Source organism: Steroidobacter agaridevorans, assembly GCF_009932555.1.
GTDB classification, from domain to species: domain Bacteria; phylum Pseudomonadota; class Gammaproteobacteria; order Steroidobacterales; family Steroidobacteraceae; genus Steroidobacter; species Steroidobacter agaridevorans.
This window is the reverse complement of sequence record NZ_BLJO01000001.1, coordinates 425,489-447,949: the sequence shown is the minus strand read 5'-3', so window position 1 is coordinate 447,949 and position 22,461 is coordinate 425,489. Positions and strand designations below refer to the sequence as shown.

Below are 22,461 nucleotides of genomic sequence, written 5' to 3'. Positions count from 1 at the left end.
CAACGAGGCTCAAGCTGCTTGCAGTTCGCTGACGGCTGCGCTGATCGCGGCGATCGAGCTGAATACGTTGCGCTTGAGCATCGCATCGGGAAACTCGACATCGAATTCGCCTTCCAGCGCCAACATGACGTTGACGCTGGCGTGCGAAGTCATGCCCGCCTGGTACAGATCGGCATGCGGATCGAGCGTGGCTGCATCGCCGCTCAGGCGGCCATGCTCCTTGAGAATGTTACGGATTTTGCTGACGAGATCGCTCATAGATTTACACTCTTCGACTATCGAGATCGCTCATAACGCGGCTAAGCAGACAACCACGGCGGTCGCATAGTCGCCCTCATGACTCAAGCTCAAGCTCATTTCGAGAATTCCTGCCTGGACGGCAGCCGCAAGCGCTGCGCCGTGCAGCCGCAACGTGCACGCACCGTTCGCGGCGCGCAGCACTTCGATTTGTTTCCAATCGAGCCCGTCCTCCGACAGCGACAGCGCTTTGATGGCCGCTTCCTTCGCCGAAAACCGGGCGGCAAACCGTTCGGCCTGCAAAGACTCGCTCGACGTCGCGTAGGCGATTTCACCCTCGGTGAACAACCGCCGGATGAACCGGTCGCCGAATCGCTCTATGGATTCGGCGATACGACTTATTTGAACCAGGTCCGTGCCGACGCGCAGCGTGCGGGGCCGGCCTGCGGAAGAGTCTTCCGAGCCCGAACTCATGAGCGCGCCATTTTGGTCAGCCGACCGGCCATTCACAAGACCCAAACGGACCTTGCCACTGTCAAGGAACTGTGAATCGGCACGCAAGTCCAGCCCTGACTATTCATCCAGTTCGCCCTCCAGGCTCGGCGCCGCCATCGGGGAGACCACCTGTGAGTCATTGACGATCTGGCGCAGGGCGTGCTTCAGCACGTGCGTTTGAGCGTCGTCGAGATTGCGCTGGGCATGATCTTCCGCCGCGCGGGCCGCCGCCACCAACTCGATCACGACTCTGCGGCCGGCGTCCGTGAGCTCGACGCGGGCATGCGGGTCATAGAAGCCGGCGAGCTTGACGAAGCCGGCGGCGCCGAGGCTGGCGAGCAGATCGTAAGTAATTCCCTTGCCGGTATAGGCGAGCAGCCGTCCCAGCTCATCCAGGGTGCGGTTGTTGGCGACGCCCAGCAGGCTCAGAACGAACCAGCCGTCTTCGCTGAGCCCGTAACGACGCAGGGAGTTGCGTAGCTGCAGGAACAGCTGGTGATGGGCGCGGCCGAGCAGATAGATGAGGAAGTCCTGGCTGAAGCTGCTGTCGGGCTCGGCGTCGCTCGGGGCTTCTGGAGTCTTGATTACCCGCACGGCCGACGCATACCGGCCCGCGTGGAAGACCAGCGGCGGGCGCTCCCAGTGATCGAAGGCTTCGACCTGGCCGACGAAAATCATGTGATCGCCGCCCTCGTAACGGAAGGCCGTCCGGCATTGGAAGCGCGCCGAGCAGTGTGTCAGAAGGGGGATGGCGCCGACGCCGCGGTCGATGGGGAGATCGGCGAACTTATCCGTGCCTGCGCGGGCGAAACGCGTCGAGAGCGCCTCTTGATCGGAGGCCAGGACGTGAACCGCGAAGTGCGACGAGGTCATGAAGGTGCTGAGCGCTTTCGATGTTTTCGCCAGGCTCCACAGGACCATGGGAGGGTCCAACGACACCGAATTGAAGCTGTTGGCGGTCAGGCCAACGTCGCCGCTTTCCTCGGACCGGGTCGTGACCACGGTGACGCCGGTCGCGAACGCGCCGAGCGCGTTCCGGAACGAGCGGATTTGATCGGCAGGAATACTCATGCGCTGGAACTGCTGAACTGCATCGAGTTGCTCCTGCGAGAGCAGCAAGCAGCCAAATTATGCCTTCGAGTAAACTGTGCAAACTGTGCTGCACGTCAGGTCCTCGTGCCCAGGGGCAGTATAACAAGCCCGTCGTTACGAAGGATTAGGAGACCGTAATGTCCGCCACTCTGACCGCCGCCGAGATCGCCGCCGTGGCGAGCCGACGGATCGTGTTTGCCCATCAGTCGGTGGGCAACGACATTCTCGACGGGGTGCAGGCGCTGACTCGGCAACAGGGCCAGGCCCTGCCCATCGTGGAAACCAGCCAGGCCCCCGGGCAGTGGCAAGGCATCGCGCATTTCAAGGTCGGCGAGAACGGCAAGCCGGAAGGCAAGATCGCGCACTTCGCAGCCACCCTGGGCGCCAACGCATTTGCTCAGGCCGATCTGGCCCTGCTCAAGCTTTGTTACATCGATTTCAACGGCGCCGTGGATCCGGAGAAGCTCGCGGCGACCTATGGCGAGACGTTCGGGCAGCTGCAGTCGCAGCACCCCCAAACACGCTTCGTCGCCATGACGGCGCCGCTCACGACCATTCAAACGGGCCCTAAGGCCTGGATGAAGAAGGTGCTGGGCAAGGCTCCGGCGGGCTATGAGCACAACCTGCGCCGACAGCAATTCAACCAGCGGATCCGCGAGCGTTTCAGCGCCGACGCGCTGTTCGATATCGCGCGGCTGGAAGCTGCCGCTGGCGCCCGGACCTTCGAGTACCGGTCGCGACAGATCGAGACGTTGGATCCGTCGTATACATACGACGGCGGGCATCTGGGCGAGCGGGGCAAGGAGGTGATCGCAACCGAGTTCATGCGATTCCTCGCCTCACAGCCGAAAACGAGTTGATAGACGAGGTGGGGGCCCGCATGGCGGGCCCGTCCGGACCGACGTTCACTCCACGTTCGGAGTGATCTCCTTCACAGACTCCATCAGCACCGGCGAGCGGTGCAGGTAGCGCGTCGTGCGGCGTTTGGTCTCGATATCCCGGTAGATGTACGCCGCGCGCTCTTCGGTGCAGCCGAGCACCTTGGCCAGTTGTGCCGCGGGCACCTGGTGGTTCAGCGCCCACAACGCCAGATCCATCTCGCGGTAGGGCAGAGCGAAGTAGAACTCATCCTGACCCTGCGGCAGGCTGTAGGTATCGGTCGTCGGCACCGCCGAGGTGATGCGCTCGGGCAGGCCGAGGTGCTTGGCCATCGCGTACACCTGCGACTTGTAGAGGTGCGCGATCGGCTTCACGTCCGCCGAGCCATCGCCGTTCTTCACGAAAAAGCCCTGGTCGTATTCCAGCCGGTTCGGCGTGCCGACCACGGCATAGTTGAGCCGGTCGGCATGGAAGTACTCCAGCGTCTTGCGCAGGCGCTGCTTGAAGTTGGTGGCAGCGACGATCTGCAGATAGTCGCGCAGGTTCAGGCGCTCATCGAACTTGCGTCCGTCGGGCGCCTCGGCGACTACATGGAAGGTGTTGACGCGGCCTTCGATGCCGCCGCTGATCACGATCTTCATGCGCCAGCCCGGACCATAGCCGGGCAGCGCGCGACTGATCGCCTCGTCGCGCCATTGATAGCAGCCGATTGCTTCCAGCGCTGGCGCGATGTCATGCACGTGGTACTGCACGCCGAGGTGCTCGGCCAGCAACTTGCCGCGGACCGCGCTGTCATCCGAGGAATCGCGTTCGGGCAGGATGAGGGCGAACACGCGCTCGGGGCCGATTGCGCGCACCGCCAGTGCGATCGAGCAGGAGCTGTCGATGCCGCCGGAAATGGCGACGACCAGGCCGCGACGGTTCAGCACGCGCGAAGTCACGTCGCGCAGGCGCTCCGTGATGCGCTTCGCTTCGGCTTCCAGATCGATATCGAGCACCTTCCAGGAAAAATCGTCGGCCTTGTTCGTCACGGTGAGTTCCTCTGTGCCAATTCCACACGGCGCACCTTGCCCGATGCGGTGCGGGGCAGGGCGGTTACGAATTCGATCGTCTTCGGGACCTTGTAGCTGGCGAGTCGTGCCCGGCAATGATTGCGGATCTGGAGCGCGTCGCCGCTGTGCCCGGACGCGGGCACGATGAAGGCTGCGACCGCCTGACCCAATGTTTCATCGTCGATGCCAACGACCGCGACTTCGGCAACCTGGTCGAGTTCTTGAATGACTTCTTCTACGTCATTGGGGTGCACACGATGCGCGCCCGTCTTGATCATATCGCTGCGGCGGCCGGACAAATACAGGTAGCCTTCCTCGTCCAGATGCCCCATATCGCCGGTGCGCAGCCAGCCGTCGCGGAGCACGCTGCGAGTCGCGGCCTCGTCACGCCAATACCCTTGCATGACGTTCGGTCCTCGGATCCATACTTCTCCGGGCTGCAGGCGCGGCAGTGGACTGCCTTCGTCGTTGCGGATCTCGATGCTCACGCCCTCGACCGGGATGCCCACCGACCCGAGCTTGTCCTCCAGCCGCTCGGGCGGCAAGTAGGTAAGACGTGCGGTGGCTTCGGTCTGTCCATACATTACAAACACGCGGGTGTGCGGCAATGTTTCGCGCAGCCGCCGCGTTAATACCGGCGCCATCGCGCCGCCGGCCTGAGTGAGATAGCGCAGCGCCGAGAGGTCGTACTTGGCGAGCTCGACGCGTTGGAGCAGGAGCGCGAAGGTCGAGGGAACGCCGGCGAATCCGGTAACGCGGTTGGCTGCCATGCGTTCCACGATGAGGTGCGGGTAGACCAGATTGTTTTCGAGCACGATGCGCGCGCCGGCGCGAATGTGAGTGTGAAGTACCGAGCTGCCGTATGAGTAATAAAACGGCAGGATCGAGACGATGCTGTCGGTGGCGGCCAACTCGAGGTAGCGGACGATTGCGTCCGTATTGCTCGCGAGATTGCCATGAGTGAGCACGACTCCCTTGGGATTGCCGGTCGTGCCCGAGGTATAGAGGATGCAGGCGGGCGCATCGGCACGCAGTGTCGGCAGGGCGGTTGCGACCGCATCCGATGCGAGCACGGCTTCGAGGGATTCACCATCGGCGAGCCGTTCATCGCGGCGCGCGGCGCCGGCAATGAGCAGCTTGGGCGATGTGCCAACTTCCGCGACGGCCAGCGCTGCCTCCCGGCGGTCACCTTCGGTGACCAGCCACGAGGCTTCGCTATGACGCAGCCACGTGGCAAATTCGCGGGCCTTGGCGGCGGCGTTCAAGGTCACAGCGATGCCACCCGCGAGCAGCGTGCCGTACAGCGCAGCTGCATAGTCGGGGGAATTGTCCATCAGCAATGCGACCCGTTCGCCTGGCTGCAAACCTTGCGATAGCAGGTGAGCCGCGAATGATTCGGCACGCTGGGCCAGCTGCGCGTAGCTCAGCTGGGTCTCGCCATGCTGGATCGCGCAGCGCTGTGGATGGCGCTCGGCAGTGACCCGGAGATTGTCGGTGAGCAGCACCGGTGCAGCCTCGACCGGTTACTTGCCCCGCTTGCGTTCGACGAATGCCGAGATGGCGGTGACCGAGTCGAGGTTCTGCGGAACCATCTCCTCATCGAGCACCTTGATGCCGTAGGTGTCCTCCACGTGCATGATGAGCTCGAGGATGCCGGTGGAATCCACCACGCCCTTCTGCATCAGCGAGTCGCTGTCGGCGAGCGCGGCATCATCTTCGGTGAACAGATAATTCTTGAGGATGAAAGATTTGACTTCGCTTCTGGTCGACATCCGTCCCGCCTATGCAGTCGTAGGAAACGTTTGAGGAACCGTGCTTGCGCCGGAGCGCCGGCTACGCACGAATTTGTCATCGAGCAGCATCGTCGAGAGAATCCCAACGAACGCCATGTTGTCCGCGAAGCCGATCGCACGGCCCTGCCGGCACTTCTCCAGCAGGCGCGCCACCGCCTGGGGATCGAAGTAGCCGCTCGCCGCCACGCGTTCCGGGCTGAGCAGCTCGGCGACGTAGTCGAGCGGCTTGCCGCCGGCAAAAAAGCTCATGCTGTCCGGCGCGCGGTACGGCTGCTTGACGCGGTTAAGCACCGCGTCGGGCAGCAGGCCATGCACGGCACGACGCAGAATGGCTTTCTCGTAGAGGCCACGCAGCTTGTAGCGCGCCGGCAGGCTGTTCAAGTACTCGATCACGCGATGATCGAGGAACGGAAAACGGCCTTCGATCGAATTGGCCATGGCCACGCGATCGCCCTGCGAGCTCAGCAGGTAGCCCGAGAGCAGGGTCTGGACTTCGATGTATTGATCCCGACCGAGCTCGTTCCAATTGCCGAAATCGTCGGGTAGCAGTGCACGCAGATCGGCGTGCGGGTCCCAGTCCTGCAGCGACGCACGCACGTCGGGCGCCAGGAAATTCCACAGCCGTCGCGTCGTGTTCCAGCGCGGCAAGTGCGCGTAGAACGGGTCATTCACCTCGCTGAGGCCTTGACCGTAGAAGTTGCCTGCGAACGCCGCATTGCCCACAGGAGAGTGCTTCAGATAAGGATACAGGCGAGTGAGCAGCGCCGCCCGTGCGCGCGACTCGGGCTGGCGCGCCCAGAAGCGACGCACCTTCGCTTCCTTGAACAAGTCATAGCCGCCGAAGATCTCATCCGCGCCTTCACCCGTGAGCACGACCTTGTAACCGGATTGGCGCACCAATCCCGACAACAACATCAGCGGCACAGGCGCCGTTCGTAGCACGGGCGTTTCGGCATGTTCGACCAGCCGTGGGAATTCGCGGCCGATGTCTTGTCGCGTGCAGCGTATGGTCGTGTGATCGGTGCCGGCGTAGTCGACCATCGCCTGCTGATAACTGCTTTCATCGAATTCCGCGTCTTCGAATGCGACCGAGAACGTGCGCAGCGGAGTGTCGGTGTAATTCTTGATCAGGCTGACGATGGCGGAGGAGTCGAGGCCGCCGCTCAGGTAAGCGCCCACTGGAACGTCAGCGCGCAGTTGCAGCCGGACCGAGTCGATGAGCAGCTCGCGTACGTGCGTGGCCGCTGCTTCGTAGCTGACGGGAGCTGGTGCGCCCTTCGGAGCAGCCTGCCAGTCCCAGTAGCGAGAAACACGTTCGGCGCCGTTTTCGATCACCATGACGTGACCCGCCGGCAGCGCACGCACGCCTTCGAATGAAGTTTCCTCGCCCACGGTGGACCAGAACGTAAACGTCTGGCCCAGGCCACGGGGATTCAGGCGCAGTGGAAAGTCGGCGGCGACGAAGGACTTGATCTCCGAAGCAAACAACAAGCGGCGGCCATCGCGAGCGAGATACAGCGGCCGGATGCCGACGCGGTCGCGAGCGAGCACCACGCGCCGGCGCGGGCGGTCCCACAGCACGAAGGCGAATTGTCCATTGAGTTTATCGAGAAACCGCTCGCCGTATTCCTCGTACGCATGGACGATTGTCTCGGTGTCGGAGTGCGACTTGAAACGGTGGCCGGCCTTCAGCAGCTCGGCGCGCAGCTCCAGGTAATTGAAGATCTCGCCGTTGAAGACGATCTGGATCGAGCCGTCTTCGTTGCCCATGGGCTGATCGCCATCGCTGCTCAGGTCGATGATGCTGAGCCGGGCGTGCGCCAGCCCGACGGGACCGTCGACCAGCACGCCGTAGCCGTCCGGTCCGCGATGATGCAACGCCTGGATCATGGCCTGCAGCGAGTGGCGCTGCGGCCTGTATTCAGCGTCGAGGCCGATGATTCCTGCGATCCCGCACATAATGGATTATTGCCGTAATAAATCTGCTCGTTGCGCTCGGGCGGCGCACGTGGCTCCCAGGATGCGCAAGGGCCCGGTAGCCAGGCCGCCTCTATTCTAAAGGGAAATTTATACTTGACCTGCCGAACTGCGTCACACGGGGGGGCGACGTGCCTGGCCGGCCATGCCCCGGACTTGACAGCAGAGTACCGACGCCGCCTGCGAACGCAACGCCCGTTGGTACCAGGAGCCGGGGCCGGCGCCGTTTCGAGGAACCGTTTTATCGGCGGCAGATTGTGCTTGCGAGCGGCGGCAACTCGTCGCCCCAGCAGCAGGGTCCGTCATGAAACAGCTCGACACCAAGCGCATTCTGGTCACCGGCGGGGCCGGCTTTCTGGGCTCGCACCTGTGCGAACGGCTGGTGGCGGACGGCCACGACGTGCTGTGTGTCGATAATTTTTTCACCGGCGCCAAGGTCAACCTTGCCCGCGTTGCGGATCGGCCGGGGTTCGAGTTGATGCGCCACGATGTCACGTTCCCGCTGTACGTGGAGGTGGACGAGATCTACAACATGGCGTGTCCGGCGTCGCCCATCCATTACCAGCACGATCCGGTGCAGACCACCAAGACCAGCGTGCACGGCGCCATCAACATGCTGGGACTCGCCAAGCGCGTGCACGCCAGGATCCTGCAGGCCTCGACCTCGGAAGTTTATGGGGATCCTTCGGTGCATCCGCAGGTGGAGGAGTACTGGGGCAACGTCAATCCAGTGGGCCTGCGTTCGTGTTACGACGAGGGCAAACGCTGTGCCGAGACGTTGTTCTTCGACTATCACCGCCAGCACAAGCTGCAGATCAAGGTGGCTCGCATCTTCAACACCTATGGACCGCGCATGCATCCCAACGATGGCCGCGTGGTCTCGAACTTCATCGTACAGGCGCTGCGCAGCGAGCCCATCACCATCTATGGCGACGGCAGCCAGACGCGTTCGTTCTGTTACGTGGACGACATGGTCGCGGCGTTGCTGGCGCTGATGAACAGTGCCGAGCACGTCACCGGCCCGATCAACATCGGCAATCCCTGCGAGTTCACCATGCTGGAGCTGGCGCAGGCGGTGCTCGACATCACCGGTTCGAAATCGAAGATCGTGCTGCAGCCGCTGCCGGTCGACGATCCGCGGCAGCGGCGTCCCGATATCGAAAAGGCTCAGCACCTGCTCGGCTGGGCGCCGAAGGTGTCGCTGAAGGAAGGGCTGTCGCGAACGGTGGAATATTTCGACCAGCTGTTGGGCGTGACGAAGATCGCCATCGCGTCTTCGCACGCTCCCAAACCCGTACCGGTCGAGATCGATGCCCGCGCGAGCGCGCGGGCGTGAGGATCAACGCTGCTTGAAGTCTTCCGGCGTCAGCTGGTGACGCGCGAGCAGCTTGTAGAAGTCCGTACGATTGCGCTTCGCCAGGCGGGCCGCCTGACTCACGTTGCCGCCGGTGATCTGCAGGATCTGCGACAGGTAGTTGCGGGTGAACTCGTCGCGCGCCTCGTCGAACGAGGGCAGGCGGGTCGGACCGCCGCCTAGCGCGGCCTGCACCAATTCGGCGCTGATGATCGGGCTGGTGGCGAGCGCGACGTTCTGCCGGACCACGTTTTCCAGCTGGCGCACGTTACCCGGCCAATCGGCGCTGACCAGCAGCTCGACCGCTTCCGGCGCGTAGATGTGACGTTGCTCGCCGGTCTCCTGCGCGACCTTCTCGAGGAAGTGCGACACCAGCAGCGGCACGTCTTCGCGACGCTTCGCGAGCGACGGCATTTCGATGTGCACGACGTTCAGGCGGTAGTACAGATCCTCGCGGAAATGACCGCCCATGATCAGTTGTTTCAGATCGCGGTGCGTCGCCGAGATGATGCGGACGTTGACCGTGGTCGCTTCGGTGCTGCCCACCGGACGGACCTGGTTTTCCTGCAGGACGCGCAGCAGCTTCACTTGCAGCCGCATCGGCATGTCGCCGATTTCATCGAGCAGCAGCGTGCCGCCATCGGCCGCCTGGAACAGGCCGCGATGCTCGCGGATGGCGCCGGTGAACGCGCCTTTCACGTGGCCGAACAGCTCGCTCTCGAGCAGGTTCTCGGCCATGGCGCTGCAATTGATGGCAACGAACGGACGGTTGCGGCGCGGGCTCGCCTTGTGGATGGCGCGAGCCAGCAGCTCTTTGCCGGTGCCGCTCTCGCCAGTGATCATGACGCGCGCGTCGGTGCCAGCCACCATGTGAGCCTGCGCCATGCGCTCTTCCATCACCGCGCTGCGGGTGATGATTTCGCTGCGCCAGTCTTCGGTGGTGTCGGCGAAGCCGGAAACCTTCAATGCCTTCTGCACCTGATCGAGCAGCTCCTGCTTGTCGACCGGCTTGGTGAGAAACGCGAACGCGCCGCTCTGGGTCGCCTGCACCGCATCGGGAATCGTGCCGTGGGCGGTGAGGATGATGACTCGCAGGCCGGGGGCCCGGCTCTGGATTTCCTTGAGCAGGCCGATGCCGTCCATCTGGTCCATGCGCAGATCGGTGATCACCAGATCCGGGCGGACGCGGGCGAGAGCAGCCAGAGCCGCGGCGGCGCTTTCGACCGCGTCGACTTCGTAGTTCTCGGCGCGCAGACGAATCGTGAGCAGCCGGAGCAGCCCCGGATCGTCGTCAACGACTAGCAGGCGGGCTTTGCGTTTCACTTGGGGCGGCATCGCGATTGCCAGGGGGCGTGGGACTGCGTTCAATGATAGACCTCTCGATTTCTTTGATCGCGTCCAGCTTCTGCTGGGCTTCGGCGAGGGCACGGCGCAAACGTGCGTTCTCTTCGATCTGCGCCTGAATGCGCTTATCCGAGTTTGCCTGCGACCGGTGACGGTCGTCGAGTGTCGCAAGCAACCGACGATTTTCAGCCTCGAGTTTCAATCTAACATCAGTTTCGTGCAGCAATACCGAGGCGAGCGTGCGCTCATCCTGAGTGAGCCGTTCCGGTGTGGCCAGCAGCGTTTCCAGCAAACGTTTGCCCTCCGAGGGACTACTTGCGGGATGGCCGGGCGTGACCAGTGCAACGGCATATCTCAGCGTGCTCGCGGTGGTCGGCGCGCGTGTGTATTCGCGCTCGACTTCATAAAACAAATCGGCCTGGCGCGCCGGATCCGGCGTGCTCAAGCCATTCATGATGTCCAGATAGGCAGGCGTATTGCCGCTCAGCGGCGCGGGCGAGGGTGGCACGCTCGCCGCGGAGTTTGCTGCCGATTGCTGGCGGAATTGATCCACGATCTCGCAGCCCTGTAACGACAGGGAGGCGACGCATACGCAAAGCAGCCCGATGATGTGTTTGAGCGTCATCATGCGCCGCTATGCCGGCTCGCCTTCGAGCGCGGGCGCCAGAGGCAGCCGGACGCGGAAATGGGCGCCAGGAAACATTCCATCGAGGATCTCGATGGAACCGCCGTGCGCCTGCACGAATTCCGAAACCACCGACAGGCCGATGCCGGTGCCTTTGAGATGGCCGGAGACCGGGGCACGCCCCGAATAGAAGGCGTCGAAAATCGCGGAGCGCTCATCCTTGGAAATGCCGGGGCCGGTATCCGCGACATCGAGCACCAGTTGATCCTTGTCCGCTTTGGCATGAATGAAAATGGTCCCGCCCCGGGGGCTGTATTTGAGCGCGTTCGACAGCAAGTTATCCAGGATCAGCTTGAGCTTGGCGCGGTCCGCGTGCAGCTCGATGTCTTGTACTTTCAGGTCCAGGTGCACCCGCTGCGCGAGCAGCGTCAGCTGATGCGTTTCCAGGGCCGACTTGATCAGCGGCCGCAGCCGGAACTCGGAAATCTCCAGCCCCGCGTGCCGCGCCTGCCAGGCGCTGAACTCCAACAGGTTCTCGATCAGTTGCTGCAGCTTGATGCCGTTGTCGCGCAGGATGGTGGTGACCTCCCGCTGCGCGCTGTCCAGTTCACCGACCGCGCCATCCATCAGCAGTTCCGTGCCTTCGCGAATACTGGCAAGGGGCGTCTTCAACTCATGCGACATATGTCGCAGGAATCGATTGCGCTCCTGCGCCAGCTCCAGCAAACGCACGCGCAGCCACTCCAGCTGCCGGCCGAGGTTCACCAGGTCCACCGGGCCGCGCACCGCGATCGACTTCGAGAAGGTGCCCTTGCCGAGCTGGCTGATCGCCATATCGATCTGGCGGATCGGGCGCATCAACAGGAACGTGAACACGCCCACCAGCATCGCGGTGAGCAGGATCAGCACCGCCGACTGCCAGAACAGATATTTCTGCGTATCGGAGGTCGACTGCTGCAGCCGTGACAAACCGGTCTCGACCTGCTCGCCGGTCGCCGCCGTCAGCGCGAACGCCGCCTGCCACATGGGCTGGATGGCATCGACCGCGTCGCGAATCACTTCCGGCGAGGCCGGCGTGGGCGACAGCAGGGCGGCGTCGATGCGCCGGAGCGAGTTGCGGATGGCCCGCAGCTGGACCGCGTGTTCCTGATCGGCCGCGGTCGTCTCGATACTGGCCAGCGTCGCAAGCAAGCGTTCGCGGCTGTCGCCATAAACGTCGAGCAGCCCCGGATCGTTCAGCACCTGGTACAGCTTGGCGCTGCGCTCGATGGGCGCGATCTGCTGGAACAGCTGCTGGGTGTAATGCGTGGTCTGCACGCCGCTGCGGACCAGCGTCGCGCTCTCCTCGGACAGGTTCCGCACCTTGGTTGCGGCAATGACCACCCCGAGCAGCAGCGGGATGGAAACCAGCGCGAAACCGGTCAGCATCAGGCTGTTCAGTGAGCTCGGGCGGGGCAAACGCATGGGGGCGGATTCTAGCGCTCGGAGTAAAGCGATGCGCGGAAAGTGCGTAGGAGAGAGGTGGCATCCATGTCTTTTCCAGGCCGATCTCAGGGGCGACTGCAGGGCCGGTCGCATGCCGGCTTCAGCAGTCGCCTCAGGCTCGCGCCGTCCAGTCGTTAGTTCTTCTGCAAGCCCGGTTCCTGTTGCAGGCGGCGCTCCCAGGCCAGCTGCGAGCGGATGATGGCCTCGAGGTCATCGTGCTGTGGAACCCAGCCCAGCAATTCGCGGACGCGGGTGGCCTTGGCGACCAGCGACGGCGGGTCGCCCGCCCGGCGGGGCTCCTCGAGCGTCTTGAGCGGCTGGCCGGTCAGGCGATTCATCGTCGAGATCACCTCGCGGACGCTGTAGCCGTGGCCGTAGCCACAATTGAGCGTCACCGATGCGCCATTGGCGCGCAGGTAATCGAGCGCCTTCAAGTGGGCGCTGGCCAGGTCTTCGACGTGGATGTAGTCGCGCACGCCGGTGCCGTCGGCGGTCGGATAGTCGGTGCCGAAGATCGACACGTGCGGACGTTTGCCCACGGCCGCTTCGGCGACCACCTTCGTGAGCAGCGTCGCCTTGAGCGTCGACTGGCCGATGCGCTGGCCCGGATCGCAGCCGGCGACGTTGAAGTAGCGCAACACCACATAGCGCAGCGGCGTGGCGGCGGCCAGATCGCGCAACATCCATTCGCTCATCAGCTTCGAGGTGCCGTACGGATTGATCGGCTGCGTCGGGCTGTCCTCGGCGGCCAGGCCGCCCTCGGGAATGCCATACACGGCGGCGGTGGAGGAGAACACGAAATGTTTGACGCCGGCTTCCTGGCTCGCCTGCAGCAGGTTGCGAGTCGAGCACGTGTTATTGCCGTAGTACTTCAGCGGATTCGACACCGATTCCGGAACGATCGTGTGCGCGGCGAAGTGCATGATGGTTTCGATGCGGTGCTCGCGCAGGATGCGACCGACCAGCTCGCGATCGCCGGTGTCGCCGACCACCAGCTCACCGTGCAACACCGCCGAGCGGAAGCCGGTGGACAGGTTGTCCAGCACCACTACTTTTTCCTGGCGCTCGCCGAGCTGCCGAACTACGTGACTGCCGATGTAGCCGGCGCCGCCGGTGACGAGGATGGTCATAGGTCGATGTCGATCCGATGTCGATAGGGAACGTTGCGCCGATTCTAGCAGTTGCTCTGCGTCAGTAGCTCATCGGTAGTCCATTCGTGGCGCACGCGTCGCTCGAATCAGACAGCCCGACAATCTGCAATGGACTTCAGTCGCTGTCGCCGGTCACCATGGGCACTGCCAGAGCGTTGCCTTGCCGAACTTCATGCCCAGACCCGATCCGCATCCCTACGACCGACTGACGCCCGATGTAATCATTGCCGCCGTGGAATCGCTGGGCCGCGATTCCGACCGGCGCATCCTGGCACTCAATAGTTACGAGAATCGTGTCTATCAGGTGGGCATGGAGCAGAGCGCGCCGCTGATCGTGAAGTTTTATCGGCCGGGCCGCTGGTCGGACGCCGCGATCCATGAAGAACATGGCTTCGCACTCGAGCTGGCCGCGGCCGAAGTGCCGGTGGTGCCGCCGCTGGTGCGCGATGGACGCACGCTGTTCGAGTACGAAGGCTTTCGTTTCGCGCTGTTCGAGCGCCGTGGCGGCCGCTGGCCGGAACTGGGCTCGGCCACCGAGCGCGAATGGATGGGGCGTTTCCTCGGGCGCATTCATATGATCGGCCGGCGGCAGCGCTTTCGTCATCGGGAGCGCATCGACATCGGGCGCATGGGCGAACAGTCACGCGAGTTCCTGCTGGACAACGGCTGGATTCCGCAGCACCTGGAAGCCGCCTACGAGTCGCTGACGCGCGACCTGCTCGAGGCGGTGAGTGAAACATTCGATAACGCGCACGGCGTGGCCGAGCTGCGGCTGCATGGCGATTGTCATCGCGGCAATGTGCTCTGGACCGATGACGGGCCGCACTTCGTGGATCTGGATGACTGCGCGATGGGGCCGGCGATCCAGGATCTGTGGATGCTGCTGTCCGGGAATCGCAATGACATGGGCGAGCAGTTGTCACAATTGCTCGAGGGCTATTCGCAGTTCGCGGACTTCGACTATCGCGAGCTGGTGCTGGTCGAGAGCTTGCGTACGTTGCGCATGATTCATTATTCGGCGTGGCTCGCGCGCCGCTGGTCAGATCCAGCCTTTCCCGCGGCCTTCCCGTGGTTCGTCGAGCCGCGCTATTGGGAGAACCAGGTGCTGTCGCTGCGCGAGCAGTTGGGGGCGATTGCCGAAGGGCCGCTCGACTTGCGCTGAACGCATGCTGAATGACGTCATTCGCGCCATGGATGCGCCATCGCGTCAATCGGGAATGCGAACGCATCGACTTTTTGCAGTTCCGACGCTGTGATAGCGTCCCGCGCCAAGTCGGCAGCTCGTGTGCTGATACGGGCAAGAAACGAATAGCCGTATAGGGATATCTTTTGAGCATCGCAAACATCGCCCGGCAGGGGCGCTCGAGTACCGAACCAATGCCGCAGGAATTCTCCCGTCTCGCTCGCTTGTTCACTACGCTGGCCGGTTTGACGGTGCTCGCCGCATGCGGCGGCGGCGGCGGCAGCGGCCCGGCGGCCGGCTGCGACACCGGCAGCACCGTCACGGTCAGCGGCAAGATCACCTTCGACCGCCTGGTGTTCTCGACCACGCCTGACGGCGGCTTGAACCCGAACGCTCCGGTCGAGTCGCCGGCGCGCCAGGTTACCGTGCAGGCGGTGTCCGACGGCTGCCCCACTGTGGCCACGACCACCGACGCCAACGGCGATTACTCTTTGTCCGTGCCGGCGAATAGAAACATGTTTATCCGTGCGCGTGCGGAGATGATCAAGAGCGGCAGCGCGCCGACGTGGACGTTCGCAGTTCGCGACAACACCAGCGCCGATGCGATCTATGCGCTGGATGGCTCAACCTTCAACACCGGCACCGCCAATGTGACTCGCAATCTGCGTGCTCCCTCGGACTGGAACGGCAATGGCTATAGTGCGGGCCGTCGAGCTGCGCCCTTTGCCATTCTCGACACCGTGTATCAGGCCAAACAGCTCATCCTGAACGCGAACGCGAACGCAGATTTTCCGGAGCTGAATCTGTTCTGGAGCGAGGACAACAAGGGCAGCACCGACACGTTCTGCCCCGATACCGGAGACATCGGCACGTCGTTTTATTTCCGCGACTCGACCCGCCGGACCAACGATGACTGCGCCACGCCGAGTCAGCTGCCGGACGGCATTTATGTCCTCGGTTATTATTCAGAGGACGCGCTTGGCGACACGGATGAATATGACTCGCACGTGATCGCGCACGAGTTCGGTCATTACTTCGAGGATCGTTTCAGCCGCTCCGATTCCATCGGCGGCCAGCACGGCCTCGGCGATCGTCTCGACCTGCGCGTCGCCTTTGGCGAAGGGTGGGGCAACGCGTTCGGCTCGATGTCCTTGAACGATCCGCAGTACCGCGATTCGTCGCGCGGCGTCAGCCAGGACTTCGGATTCAATCTCGAGAGCGACCAGGGCGCTCCGGAAGGCTGGTTCTCGGAAGCTTCGGTGGGCGAGATCCTGTGGGATGTGTTCGACTCGGCGGCCGATGCCGGCGATAACGTTGCGCTCGGCTTTACGCCGATCTACACCGTGATGACGGGCGAGCAGGTCGACACCGATGCGCTGACGAGCATTTATTCGTTCGCCACGGCGCTGCGCTCGCAGAATGCGGGCTCGGCTGGCGCCATCGCCGACCTGCTCCGAAATGAGGACATCGATAGCACGCCCGACGACTTCGGAACGGGCGAGTCGAATGCCGGCGGCGATATCGATCCCCGGGCGCTGCCGATTTACGACGAGCTCCTGCTGGGTCAGCAGAAAACCGGCGTATGCAGTGTCTCGTTTGCCGGCAGCAAGGACCCGAAGACCGAGCTCGAGGCCAATCCGAACAAGTTGGGCAATCACCGTTTCTTCCGCTTCGTCAACGAGACGAATCGCCTGGTGACTATCCGTGCGCAGGGTGCCGCCCGCACGGCCGCTGAGGTGGCGGCCACCGATCCGGACATCTATGTGCTCCGGCGCGGCGAGGTGGTGTTGGCGGGTACGAGCACCGGGACCAATGTGGAAACGATCTCCGGACAGCAACTGGCTGCGGGCACGTACATCATCGACGTGTCGGACTTCGACACCACCGGCATCAATCAGCCGCCGCGTTGCATGACCCTGAGCATCACCGGTAGCTGATAACAAAGGATGGCGAGCGTCGACCTTCGGGCGCGTCATAATAGAGGCATGATCAGAATGAAGCTTTCATCGCGGCGGTTGCGGGTTTGTTTGCCAATGGCCACCCTCGTCTTGCTGGGCGCGTGCGGTTCCGAGCCCGAGCCGGAAGCGGCTTCGCCCGCAGCGCCGGCCAAGCCGACCGTAGCGGTGGCGCCGAAGGATGAGACGGCGAACTTCGCCAGAGCCGTGGGCGACGGCAAGCCCGGCGCGGCCGTAAATATCCGCTACGAATTCAGCAGCAAGCCGACGATCGGCGTGCCGACCGAGCTCGACGTGGTGTTCATTCCCAGCGCCGGCGTCGATGCGATGGATGCCAAGCTCGGCGGCATGGAAGGCATCACGCTCGCGGGCACGCTGATCGCGAACTTTGCGCCGGTGGAAGCCGGCAAGTCCTACCATCACAAGATCTCGGTGCTGCCGGATCGCACCGGCGTGTTCTACATCACCGCATCGGTGAACACCCAGATCGCAGGCTCCGCGTTGAACCGCACCTTCTCGATCCCGTTCGTGGTCGGCAACGTCGCCGTACAGCAGAAGCCGACGCCGCCCAAGGATGACAAGGGCCAGTCCATCAAGTCGATGCCGGCCGAAGAAAGCACCGAGCCGAAGCAGTAATCCCGTCTCTGCAACGGACGCGGCGTCGCCGCGTCCGTTCTCATCCGTCGAAATCATTTAGCTAAAGATTTCGACAGCCCCGCCCGCGCGCTGCGTCTACCGTCCGGTCCATCTTCGGTGATGGATGCAACGCATGACGCAAAGAATCCGGAATCGCGCCCCGATCCTGACGGCGCTGCTCGCCGCCAGCCCGTTGTTTGCTGCCGATCATCTCGACACGGCCAGCGTGATCGCGGACCCGCGCGCCGACATCGGCGATCTGTATGCCTGGACGTCCTATGACGGCCGTCAGCTCAACCTGGCGATGACGATCGTCGGGCACACGTTCTCCGACCAACTGGAGTACGTGTTCCATATCGACAGCGGCAAGCGATTTGGCGAAACCACTGCAACGACCGACATCGTGTGTCGGATCGCGAATGCCAGCAACGTCCTTTGTAAGGTGGGTGATGCCGCTGTCGCGCGCGTGTTTGCCGGGCTGCGGGACGATCCGTTTTACAACAACGTGAAGGGCACTCGGGAGGCCTATGCCGTGGCGGCGGACGCGATGATGGGCAGCGCGAAGAGCGATGCGGCCGGCTGCCCGGTGTTCAGCGAGGCGACGTCCAGATCGATCCTGGAAACGTGGCGGCACACCGGCGGTGGGCCGGCGAAGAATTTCCTGGCCGGTTGGACGCCGGCGTCGTTGGTCGTCTCGGTCGATCTGAATGCGGTCAATCGCGGCGGAACGATGCTCGGCGTCTGGGCGACGACGGGGCAAGGAAACAAACAGATCGATCGCATGGGCCGTCCGCTCACCGGCAACGCGCTATTGGGTTCGTTCGCCGATGAGGCCGCGAGCGATCGGCTCAAGGAGCGTTACAACAGCGCGACTCCCGCCACGGGCGCCGAATTCATTCCCGAAATGGAAAGAACGTTGGGCATCTACGATGGCTTCGATGGGACGTGCGGCAATCAACTGCTCGCCGACCCAAAGGCTGCGTCGCCGGCGCGATATCGTGCATTGGCGACGGTGCTTGCGGATGACCGGCTGTGGATCAACAGCGAATCCAGCATCTGCGGCGAGTTCTTCTCGGTCGAGTTCGCTGCGTTGGGCGGTGACGATTCGAAAGTGATCTATTGCGGCGGCCGGACCCCGAACGACGACGCCATCGACGTGTATCGCTCGGTGTTGTCGATGGGGCAGGCGACGGGCATCGATGACGGCGTCGATCGCGACGACCGCGAGCATTCGATCAGTGACTTTCCGTTCCTGGCGGCGCCATGAAGAGCTGCCCTGGCATTGTCGCAATTGCGCTGCTGGCCGGGTTCGTCCTCACATCTTCGGCGCACGCGCACGACTTCTGGATCCAGCCGCAGGCGTACTGGTCGCAAGCCAACGCATCGATTCCAATCACGTTACAAGTCGGACACGGCGCTGAACGGCAACGATCGCAGATTCGCTCGGGCCGCATTGCTCGCGTCGTCGCCTTTGCTCCGGATGGCGCGGCGCGCGACATGCATGCAGACCTGCATCTACGTGGCGCGAGCGACGACGGTCATTTGCACGTCGAGACTTCGGGAACGTATGTCGTGGTGCTGGAAACAGACAATCGCGGTCGAAGTGCATTGCCTGCGCAGCGTTTCAACAAATACGCGCAGGAGGAGGGGCTGACGCCAGCGCTCGATTACCGGCAGCGCATGGGCAAGATGGCAACCGATGCCGCTGAGAGCTATCGCCGTGTGACGAAGGCGATCGTTCAGGTGGGAACGGCAGCCACGCAATCCGGATCTCACATTACGTCGCCGCTGGGACTGCCGCTGGAAATCGTACCGGAGCGCAATCCTTACGCAGCGTCTGGCAGCGACTTGCCAGTGCGTGTGTATTTCGAGGGGCAGCCGCTGGCGGGAGCGCTCGTGAAACTCACGCGGCTGGAACATGACGAGTTACCGGTCGAGGAGCGTCGGACGGATTCATCGGGCCGGGCCCGTTTTTCGCTGACCCGGAACGGCAACTGGTTGTTGAATGTGGTCTGGACCGAGCCCGTGACGGCGCCGTCCGAGGTAGACTTCGACACGATCTTTTCCAGTCTCACCTTCGGCTTTCCATGACGGAGCTCGCCATACAGGACTTGCTGGACACGCAGACCGTCGCGATTCGCGACGTCGTCTGCGATGGCAAGTGCCGTCACAAGAGTGCGGAGGAGTGTCCCAACTCGACCTATCTGGTGTTTCCGTATCGCGGCGTGTACCTGCGGCACCTTGGCAGTAGCGAGGCGGTTGCCGAAGCCAATCAGGTGGTGTTCTTCAATCAGAGGGAAGGTTATCGCATCAGCCATCCCGTGCAGGGCGGCGATGCCTGTCTCTCGATCTCGGTGCGCGAAGAGTTATTGCGGGAGCTTGCGCCGAAAGAGCAGTTGCAGGACAACCACGCTGTGATGTTTCGTAAGCAGCGCTGGCAAATCGATCCGCGAGCACAGGTTCTGGTCGCGCTGCTGCGTCATAGCCTGCTGAACAATTCGATCGAAATGCTGGAGGCGGAAACATTGACGTTGACGCTGATCCGACGAGCGCTTGGCGAACGGGCCGTGAATGCAACGCGCGCCACCTACGGCCGGCAGAAGCTCGTCGACCGCGCGAAGCTGGTGCTTTCTTCGGAGCTGTCGCGTCGTTGGACGCTCGCCGAGATCGCCGCGGAGGTTGGCGTATCGCCCGTGTATCTGACGCAAGCGTTCGCACAAGTCGAAGGCGTGCCATTGTATCGATATCAATTGCGCCTGCGTCTGGCGCGCGCGTTGGATCTGCTCGGCAGTTATGACGACCTGTCGGCGCTGGGCTTGGAGCTCGGGTTCTCCAGTCACAGCCATTTCACCGCCGCATTTCGGCAAGCCTACGGCCGCACGCCGGCGCAGTTTCAGCGCTCCGCGAACTTGCGCTGACGTTCAGAAAACTTCGCTAAAGATTGTGACAGCGCGGTCACGTCGCCCCGGCAAACAATGTGCCCCAGGATAGTGCGTGAGGGCGAGATCGTGACTTACAAAACTTGTGCGGCTTGTGACTGCAGGATCGAAGGCGAGTCGATCAGTGTGACGGTGGGAGGCAAGACGGTCGAGGTCTGTTGCGATGACTGCGCCCGGGCCTTGAACGAGGCCCATGCCCCGGCCCCAAACTCGGCGGCAACCGAGGCTTTGAGGGGCTGAACCGGGTAGGGAGCGGCCGTCCCGGCGTAGGGAAGCCGCCTCCGGGGAGGTCGTATCCGGGCGTCAGCCTTGAGGATTTATCTAAATAATGCGGCGGAGGTGGCCGGAACCCCCGCCGTGCCTCTACAATGCGCGCCTTTTTGCCCTCCCACCGGTTCCCAATCCCTGCGTGTCAACCTCTACGCTCCGTAATATCGCCATCATCGCTCACGTCGATCATGGCAAGACCACCCTGGTCGATAAGCTTCTGACACAGTCGGGCACCCTCGATGCCCGCAAGGCTGTGCCCGAACGAGTCATGGACTCGAACGCGCTCGAAAAGGAACGCGGCATCACCATCCTGGCGAAGAACACCGCCATCCGCTGGCGCGACTATCGCATCAACATCGTCGACACCCCGGGCCACGCCGACTTCGGCGGCGAGGTCGAGCGCGTGCTGTCGATGGTCGATTCGGTGCTGCTGCTGGTCGACGCCGTCGACGGCCCGATGCCGCAGACCCGCTTCGTGACGCAGAAGGCGTTCTCGCACGGCCTGCATCCCATCGTCGTGATCAACAAGATCGACCGCCCCGAGGCCCGGCCGAGCTGGGTGCTGGATCAGACGTTCGATCTGTTCGACAAGCTCGGCGCGTCCGAGTCGCAGCTCGACTTCCCGGTCGTGTATGCCTCGGCGCTCAAGGGCATCGCCGGCAATGCGCCGGACCAGATGGGCACCGACATGACCGCGTTGTATGAAGCGATCGTGAAGCACTGCCCGCCGCCGGACGTGAACGAGGATGGCCCGCTGCAGCTGCAGGTCAGCCAGCTCGACTACTCGAGCTACGTCGGCGCGATCGGCATCGGCCGCATCAAGCGCGGCAAGATTCGCAAGAACAGCCCGGTCGCGGTCGTCGACAAGGACGGCAAGGTGCGCAACGAGCGCATCATGCAGGTGCTGGGCTTCCTCGGCCTGGATCGCGTGGAAGTGGAGGAGGCGAGCGCGGGCGATATCGTCGCGTTCTCCGGCATCGAACATCCGCAGATCTCCGATACGATCTGCGATCCGACCAAGCCCGAGGCGCTGCCGGCATTGGTGGTTGACGAGCCGACCATCAGTATGACGTTCGAAGTAAATACGTCCCCGTTCTGCGGCAAGGAAGGCAAGTTCGTCACCAGCCGTCAGATTCGCGAGCGTCTGGAGCGCGAAGTGCGGCACAACGTGGCGCTGCGTGTCGAAGACACCGGCGATCCGGATAAATTCCAGGTCTATGGCCGTGGCGAGTTGCACCTCGGCGTGCTGCTCGAAAACATGCGTCGCGAAGGTTACGAGCTCGCCGTTTCGCGTCCCCGCGTCGTGCAGAAGGAAGTCGACGGTGTGATGTGCGAGCCGTGGGAACAGCTCGCGGTCGACCTGGATGAAGGTTCGCAGGGCTATGTCATGCAGGCGCTCGGCGAGCGCGGTGGCCAGCTCACCAACATGGTCCCGGACGGCAAGGGGCGTGTGCGTCTGGACTACAAGATTCCGTCGCGGGGTTTGATCGGCTTCCAGACCGAGTTCCGCACCATGACCTCGGGCCTGGGCCTGATGCATCACATCTTCGATCACTTCGGCCCGGTGCTGGACAAGGAAGTGGGTCAGCGCCAGAACGGCGTGCTGATTTCGAACGGGCAGGGCAAGGCGCTGGCCTATGCGCTGTTCAGCTTGCAGGAACGCGGCAAGCTCATGGCCTCGCACGGCGACGAAGTGTACGAAGGCCAGATCATCGGCATTCACAGCCGCGACAACGACCTGGTCGTGAATCCGCTCAAGGCCAAGAAGCTCACCAACATGCGCGCCGCGGGCCGCGACGAGAATCTCATCCTCGTGCCGCCGATCCGGTATTCGCTGGAGCAGGCGATGGAATTCATCGCCGACGATGAGCTGGTCGAAGTGACGCCGAATAACATTCGCGTCCGCAAACGCCTGCTGAAGGAAAACGACCGCAAGCGGGCGGGCTATAAGTCATCGTCGGAGGACGCGGACGAGTAACCCTACCGGGGGCGTC

General features: G+C 63.2%; 20 protein-coding genes. 9 read left to right on the top strand and 11 right to left on the bottom strand.

Going from position 1 to position 22,461, the window contains the following annotated elements; genetic code table 11:
* Window positions 1-9: 9 nt before the first annotated feature.
* The 3 genes from GYH35_RS01950 to GYH35_RS01940 all read right to left on the bottom strand — a co-directional run bounded on the left by GYH35_RS01950 (window position 10) and on the right by GYH35_RS01940 (window position 1,803).
* Window positions 10-258 carry an acyl carrier protein gene (locus GYH35_RS01950; RefSeq protein WP_161813843.1) on the bottom strand — a complete coding sequence of 83 codons (249 nt, stop codon included), beginning with the start codon at window positions 256-258 and terminating at the stop codon, window positions 10-12.
* A gap of 30 nt (window positions 259-288) precedes the next feature.
* A complete protein-coding gene (gene acpS / locus GYH35_RS01945) occupies window positions 289-711 on the bottom strand; it encodes a holo-ACP synthase (protein WP_161813844.1) in 423 nt (140 codons plus the stop codon).
* A gap of 99 nt (window positions 712-810) precedes the next feature.
* The gene (locus tag GYH35_RS01940; protein ID WP_161827524.1) at window positions 811-1,803 is read right to left on the bottom strand and encodes a flavin reductase; all 993 of its coding nucleotides are present in this window, start codon (window positions 1,801-1,803) and stop codon (window positions 811-813) included.
* Between the two features lie 158 nt (window positions 1,804-1,961).
* On the opposite strand from GYH35_RS01940, the gene GYH35_RS01935 reads away from it, so the two are divergent.
* Window positions 1,962-2,684 (top strand): hypothetical protein, encoded by a 723-nt coding sequence (locus GYH35_RS01935; protein WP_161827523.1) that lies wholly within the window; start codon window positions 1,962-1,964, stop codon window positions 2,682-2,684.
* Window positions 2,685-2,729: 45 nt separating this feature from the next.
* Here GYH35_RS01935 and nadE read toward each other — a convergent pair whose 3' ends face one another.
* The 4 genes from nadE to asnB are packed head-to-tail and all read right to left on the bottom strand — an operon-like array spanning window position 2,730 to window position 7,507.
* Window positions 2,730-3,734, bottom strand: a complete 1,005-nt coding sequence (nadE, locus tag GYH35_RS01930) for an NAD(+) synthase (protein WP_161813847.1) — start codon at window positions 3,732-3,734, stop codon at window positions 2,730-2,732.
* The gene (locus GYH35_RS01925; RefSeq protein ID WP_161827522.1) at window positions 3,731-5,260 is read right to left on the bottom strand and encodes a class I adenylate-forming enzyme family protein; all 1,530 of its coding nucleotides are present in this window, start codon (window positions 5,258-5,260) and stop codon (window positions 3,731-3,733) included. The genes nadE and GYH35_RS01925 overlap by 4 nt, the downstream gene beginning before the upstream one ends.
* 18 nt (window positions 5,261-5,278) lie before the next feature.
* Window positions 5,279-5,527 (bottom strand): acyl carrier protein, encoded by a 249-nt coding sequence (locus GYH35_RS01920; RefSeq protein ID WP_161813849.1) that lies wholly within the window; start codon window positions 5,525-5,527, stop codon window positions 5,279-5,281.
* A gap of 9 nt (window positions 5,528-5,536) precedes the next feature.
* Window positions 5,537-7,507, bottom strand: a complete 1,971-nt coding sequence (asnB, locus tag GYH35_RS01915; RefSeq protein WP_161813850.1) for an asparagine synthase (glutamine-hydrolyzing) — start codon at window positions 7,505-7,507, stop codon at window positions 5,537-5,539.
* Between the two features lie 322 nt (window positions 7,508-7,829).
* On the opposite strand from asnB, the gene GYH35_RS01910 reads away from it, so the two are divergent.
* Window positions 7,830-8,861 carry a UDP-glucuronic acid decarboxylase family protein gene (locus GYH35_RS01910; protein WP_161827521.1) on the top strand — a complete coding sequence of 344 codons (1,032 nt, stop codon included), beginning with the start codon at window positions 7,830-7,832 and terminating at the stop codon, window positions 8,859-8,861.
* 3 nt (window positions 8,862-8,864) lie between these two features.
* Here the strand turns inward: GYH35_RS01910 and GYH35_RS01905 are convergent, their stop codons facing one another.
* The 4 genes from GYH35_RS01905 to galE form a co-directional block, all read right to left on the bottom strand.
* Window positions 8,865-10,202: a sigma 54-interacting transcriptional regulator gene (locus GYH35_RS01905; protein ID WP_235936683.1), complete on the bottom strand. Its 1,338-nt coding sequence runs from the start codon at window positions 10,200-10,202 to the stop codon at window positions 8,865-8,867.
* Window positions 10,171-10,851, bottom strand: a complete 681-nt coding sequence (locus tag GYH35_RS01900; RefSeq protein ID WP_161827520.1) for a hypothetical protein — start codon at window positions 10,849-10,851, stop codon at window positions 10,171-10,173. Before GYH35_RS01900 ends, GYH35_RS01905 begins: the two co-directional genes overlap by 32 nt.
* A gap of 6 nt (window positions 10,852-10,857) precedes the next feature.
* Window positions 10,858-12,312 (bottom strand): sensor histidine kinase, encoded by a 1,455-nt coding sequence (locus tag GYH35_RS01895; RefSeq protein ID WP_161813854.1) that lies wholly within the window; start codon window positions 12,310-12,312, stop codon window positions 10,858-10,860.
* Between the two features lie 155 nt (window positions 12,313-12,467).
* Window positions 12,468-13,463, bottom strand: a complete 996-nt coding sequence (gene galE, locus GYH35_RS01890) for a UDP-glucose 4-epimerase GalE (protein WP_161813855.1) — start codon at window positions 13,461-13,463, stop codon at window positions 12,468-12,470.
* Between the two features lie 193 nt (window positions 13,464-13,656).
* Here galE and GYH35_RS01885 point away from each other — a divergent pair, with 193 nt between their 5' ends.
* From GYH35_RS01885 to typA, 7 genes are all read left to right on the top strand, one after another.
* Complete coding sequence (locus GYH35_RS01885) at window positions 13,657-14,646, top strand: serine/threonine protein kinase (RefSeq protein ID WP_161813856.1); 990 nt, start codon at window positions 13,657-13,659, stop codon at window positions 14,644-14,646.
* Between the two features lie 167 nt (window positions 14,647-14,813).
* Window positions 14,814-16,604, top strand: coding sequence for a hypothetical protein (locus GYH35_RS01880; protein WP_161827519.1), 1,791 nt, complete (start codon window positions 14,814-14,816; stop codon window positions 16,602-16,604).
* Between the two features lie 96 nt (window positions 16,605-16,700).
* Window positions 16,701-17,258, top strand: a complete 558-nt coding sequence (locus GYH35_RS01875) for a hypothetical protein (RefSeq protein WP_161827518.1) — start codon at window positions 16,701-16,703, stop codon at window positions 17,256-17,258.
* Window positions 17,259-17,391: 133 nt separating this feature from the next.
* Complete coding sequence (locus GYH35_RS01870) at window positions 17,392-18,525, top strand: DUF4331 family protein (RefSeq protein ID WP_161827517.1); 1,134 nt, start codon at window positions 17,392-17,394, stop codon at window positions 18,523-18,525.
* On the top strand, window positions 18,522-19,349 hold the full coding sequence (locus tag GYH35_RS01865; RefSeq protein ID WP_161827516.1) for a DUF4198 domain-containing protein: 828 nt from the start codon (window positions 18,522-18,524) through the stop codon (window positions 19,347-19,349). Before GYH35_RS01870 ends, GYH35_RS01865 begins: the two co-directional genes overlap by 4 nt.
* The gene (locus GYH35_RS01860; protein ID WP_161813861.1) at window positions 19,346-20,176 is read left to right on the top strand and encodes a helix-turn-helix domain-containing protein; all 831 of its coding nucleotides are present in this window, start codon (window positions 19,346-19,348) and stop codon (window positions 20,174-20,176) included. Before GYH35_RS01865 ends, GYH35_RS01860 begins: the two co-directional genes overlap by 4 nt.
* Before the next feature lie 430 nt (window positions 20,177-20,606).
* Window positions 20,607-22,445: a translational GTPase TypA gene (gene typA, locus GYH35_RS01855; protein WP_235936682.1), complete on the top strand. Its 1,839-nt coding sequence runs from the start codon at window positions 20,607-20,609 to the stop codon at window positions 22,443-22,445.
* Window positions 22,446-22,461: the final 16 nt, after the last annotated feature.

Bases quoted from the DNA above. Each gene is read 5' to 3' on its own strand.
- GYH35_RS01900 (WP_161827520.1), bottom strand. From the start codon at position 10,851: ATGATGACGCTCAAACACATCATCGGGCTGCTTTGCGTATGCGTCGCC.
- GYH35_RS01885 (WP_161813856.1), top strand. From the start codon at position 13,657: ATGCCCAGACCCGATCCGCATCCCTACGACCGACTGACGCCCGATGTA.
- acpS (WP_161813844.1), bottom strand. From the start codon at position 711: ATGAGTTCGGGCTCGGAAGACTCTTCCGCAGGCCGGCCCCGCACGCTG.
- GYH35_RS01940 (WP_161827524.1), bottom strand. From the start codon at position 1,803: ATGAGTATTCCTGCCGATCAAATCCGCTCGTTCCGGAACGCGCTCGGC.
- GYH35_RS01860 (WP_161813861.1), top strand. From the start codon at position 19,346: ATGACGGAGCTCGCCATACAGGACTTGCTGGACACGCAGACCGTCGCG.
- asnB (WP_161813850.1), bottom strand. From the start codon at position 7,507: ATGTGCGGGATCGCAGGAATCATCGGCCTCGACGCTGAATACAGGCCG.
- GYH35_RS01895 (WP_161813854.1), bottom strand. From the start codon at position 12,312: ATGCGTTTGCCCCGCCCGAGCTCACTGAACAGCCTGATGCTGACCGGT.
- GYH35_RS01920 (WP_161813849.1), bottom strand. From the start codon at position 5,527: ATGTCGACCAGAAGCGAAGTCAAATCTTTCATCCTCAAGAATTATCTG.
- GYH35_RS01865 (WP_161827516.1), top strand. From the start codon at position 18,522: ATGAAGAGCTGCCCTGGCATTGTCGCAATTGCGCTGCTGGCCGGGTTC.
- GYH35_RS01870 (WP_161827517.1), top strand. From the start codon at position 17,392: ATGACGCAAAGAATCCGGAATCGCGCCCCGATCCTGACGGCGCTGCTC.
- galE (WP_161813855.1), bottom strand. From the start codon at position 13,463: ATGACCATCCTCGTCACCGGCGGCGCCGGCTACATCGGCAGTCACGTA.
- GYH35_RS01875 (WP_161827518.1), top strand. From the start codon at position 16,701: ATGGCCACCCTCGTCTTGCTGGGCGCGTGCGGTTCCGAGCCCGAGCCG.
- GYH35_RS01935 (WP_161827523.1), top strand. From the start codon at position 1,962: ATGTCCGCCACTCTGACCGCCGCCGAGATCGCCGCCGTGGCGAGCCGA.
- GYH35_RS01950 (WP_161813843.1), bottom strand. From the start codon at position 258: ATGAGCGATCTCGTCAGCAAAATCCGTAACATTCTCAAGGAGCATGGC.
- GYH35_RS01910 (WP_161827521.1), top strand. From the start codon at position 7,830: ATGAAACAGCTCGACACCAAGCGCATTCTGGTCACCGGCGGGGCCGGC.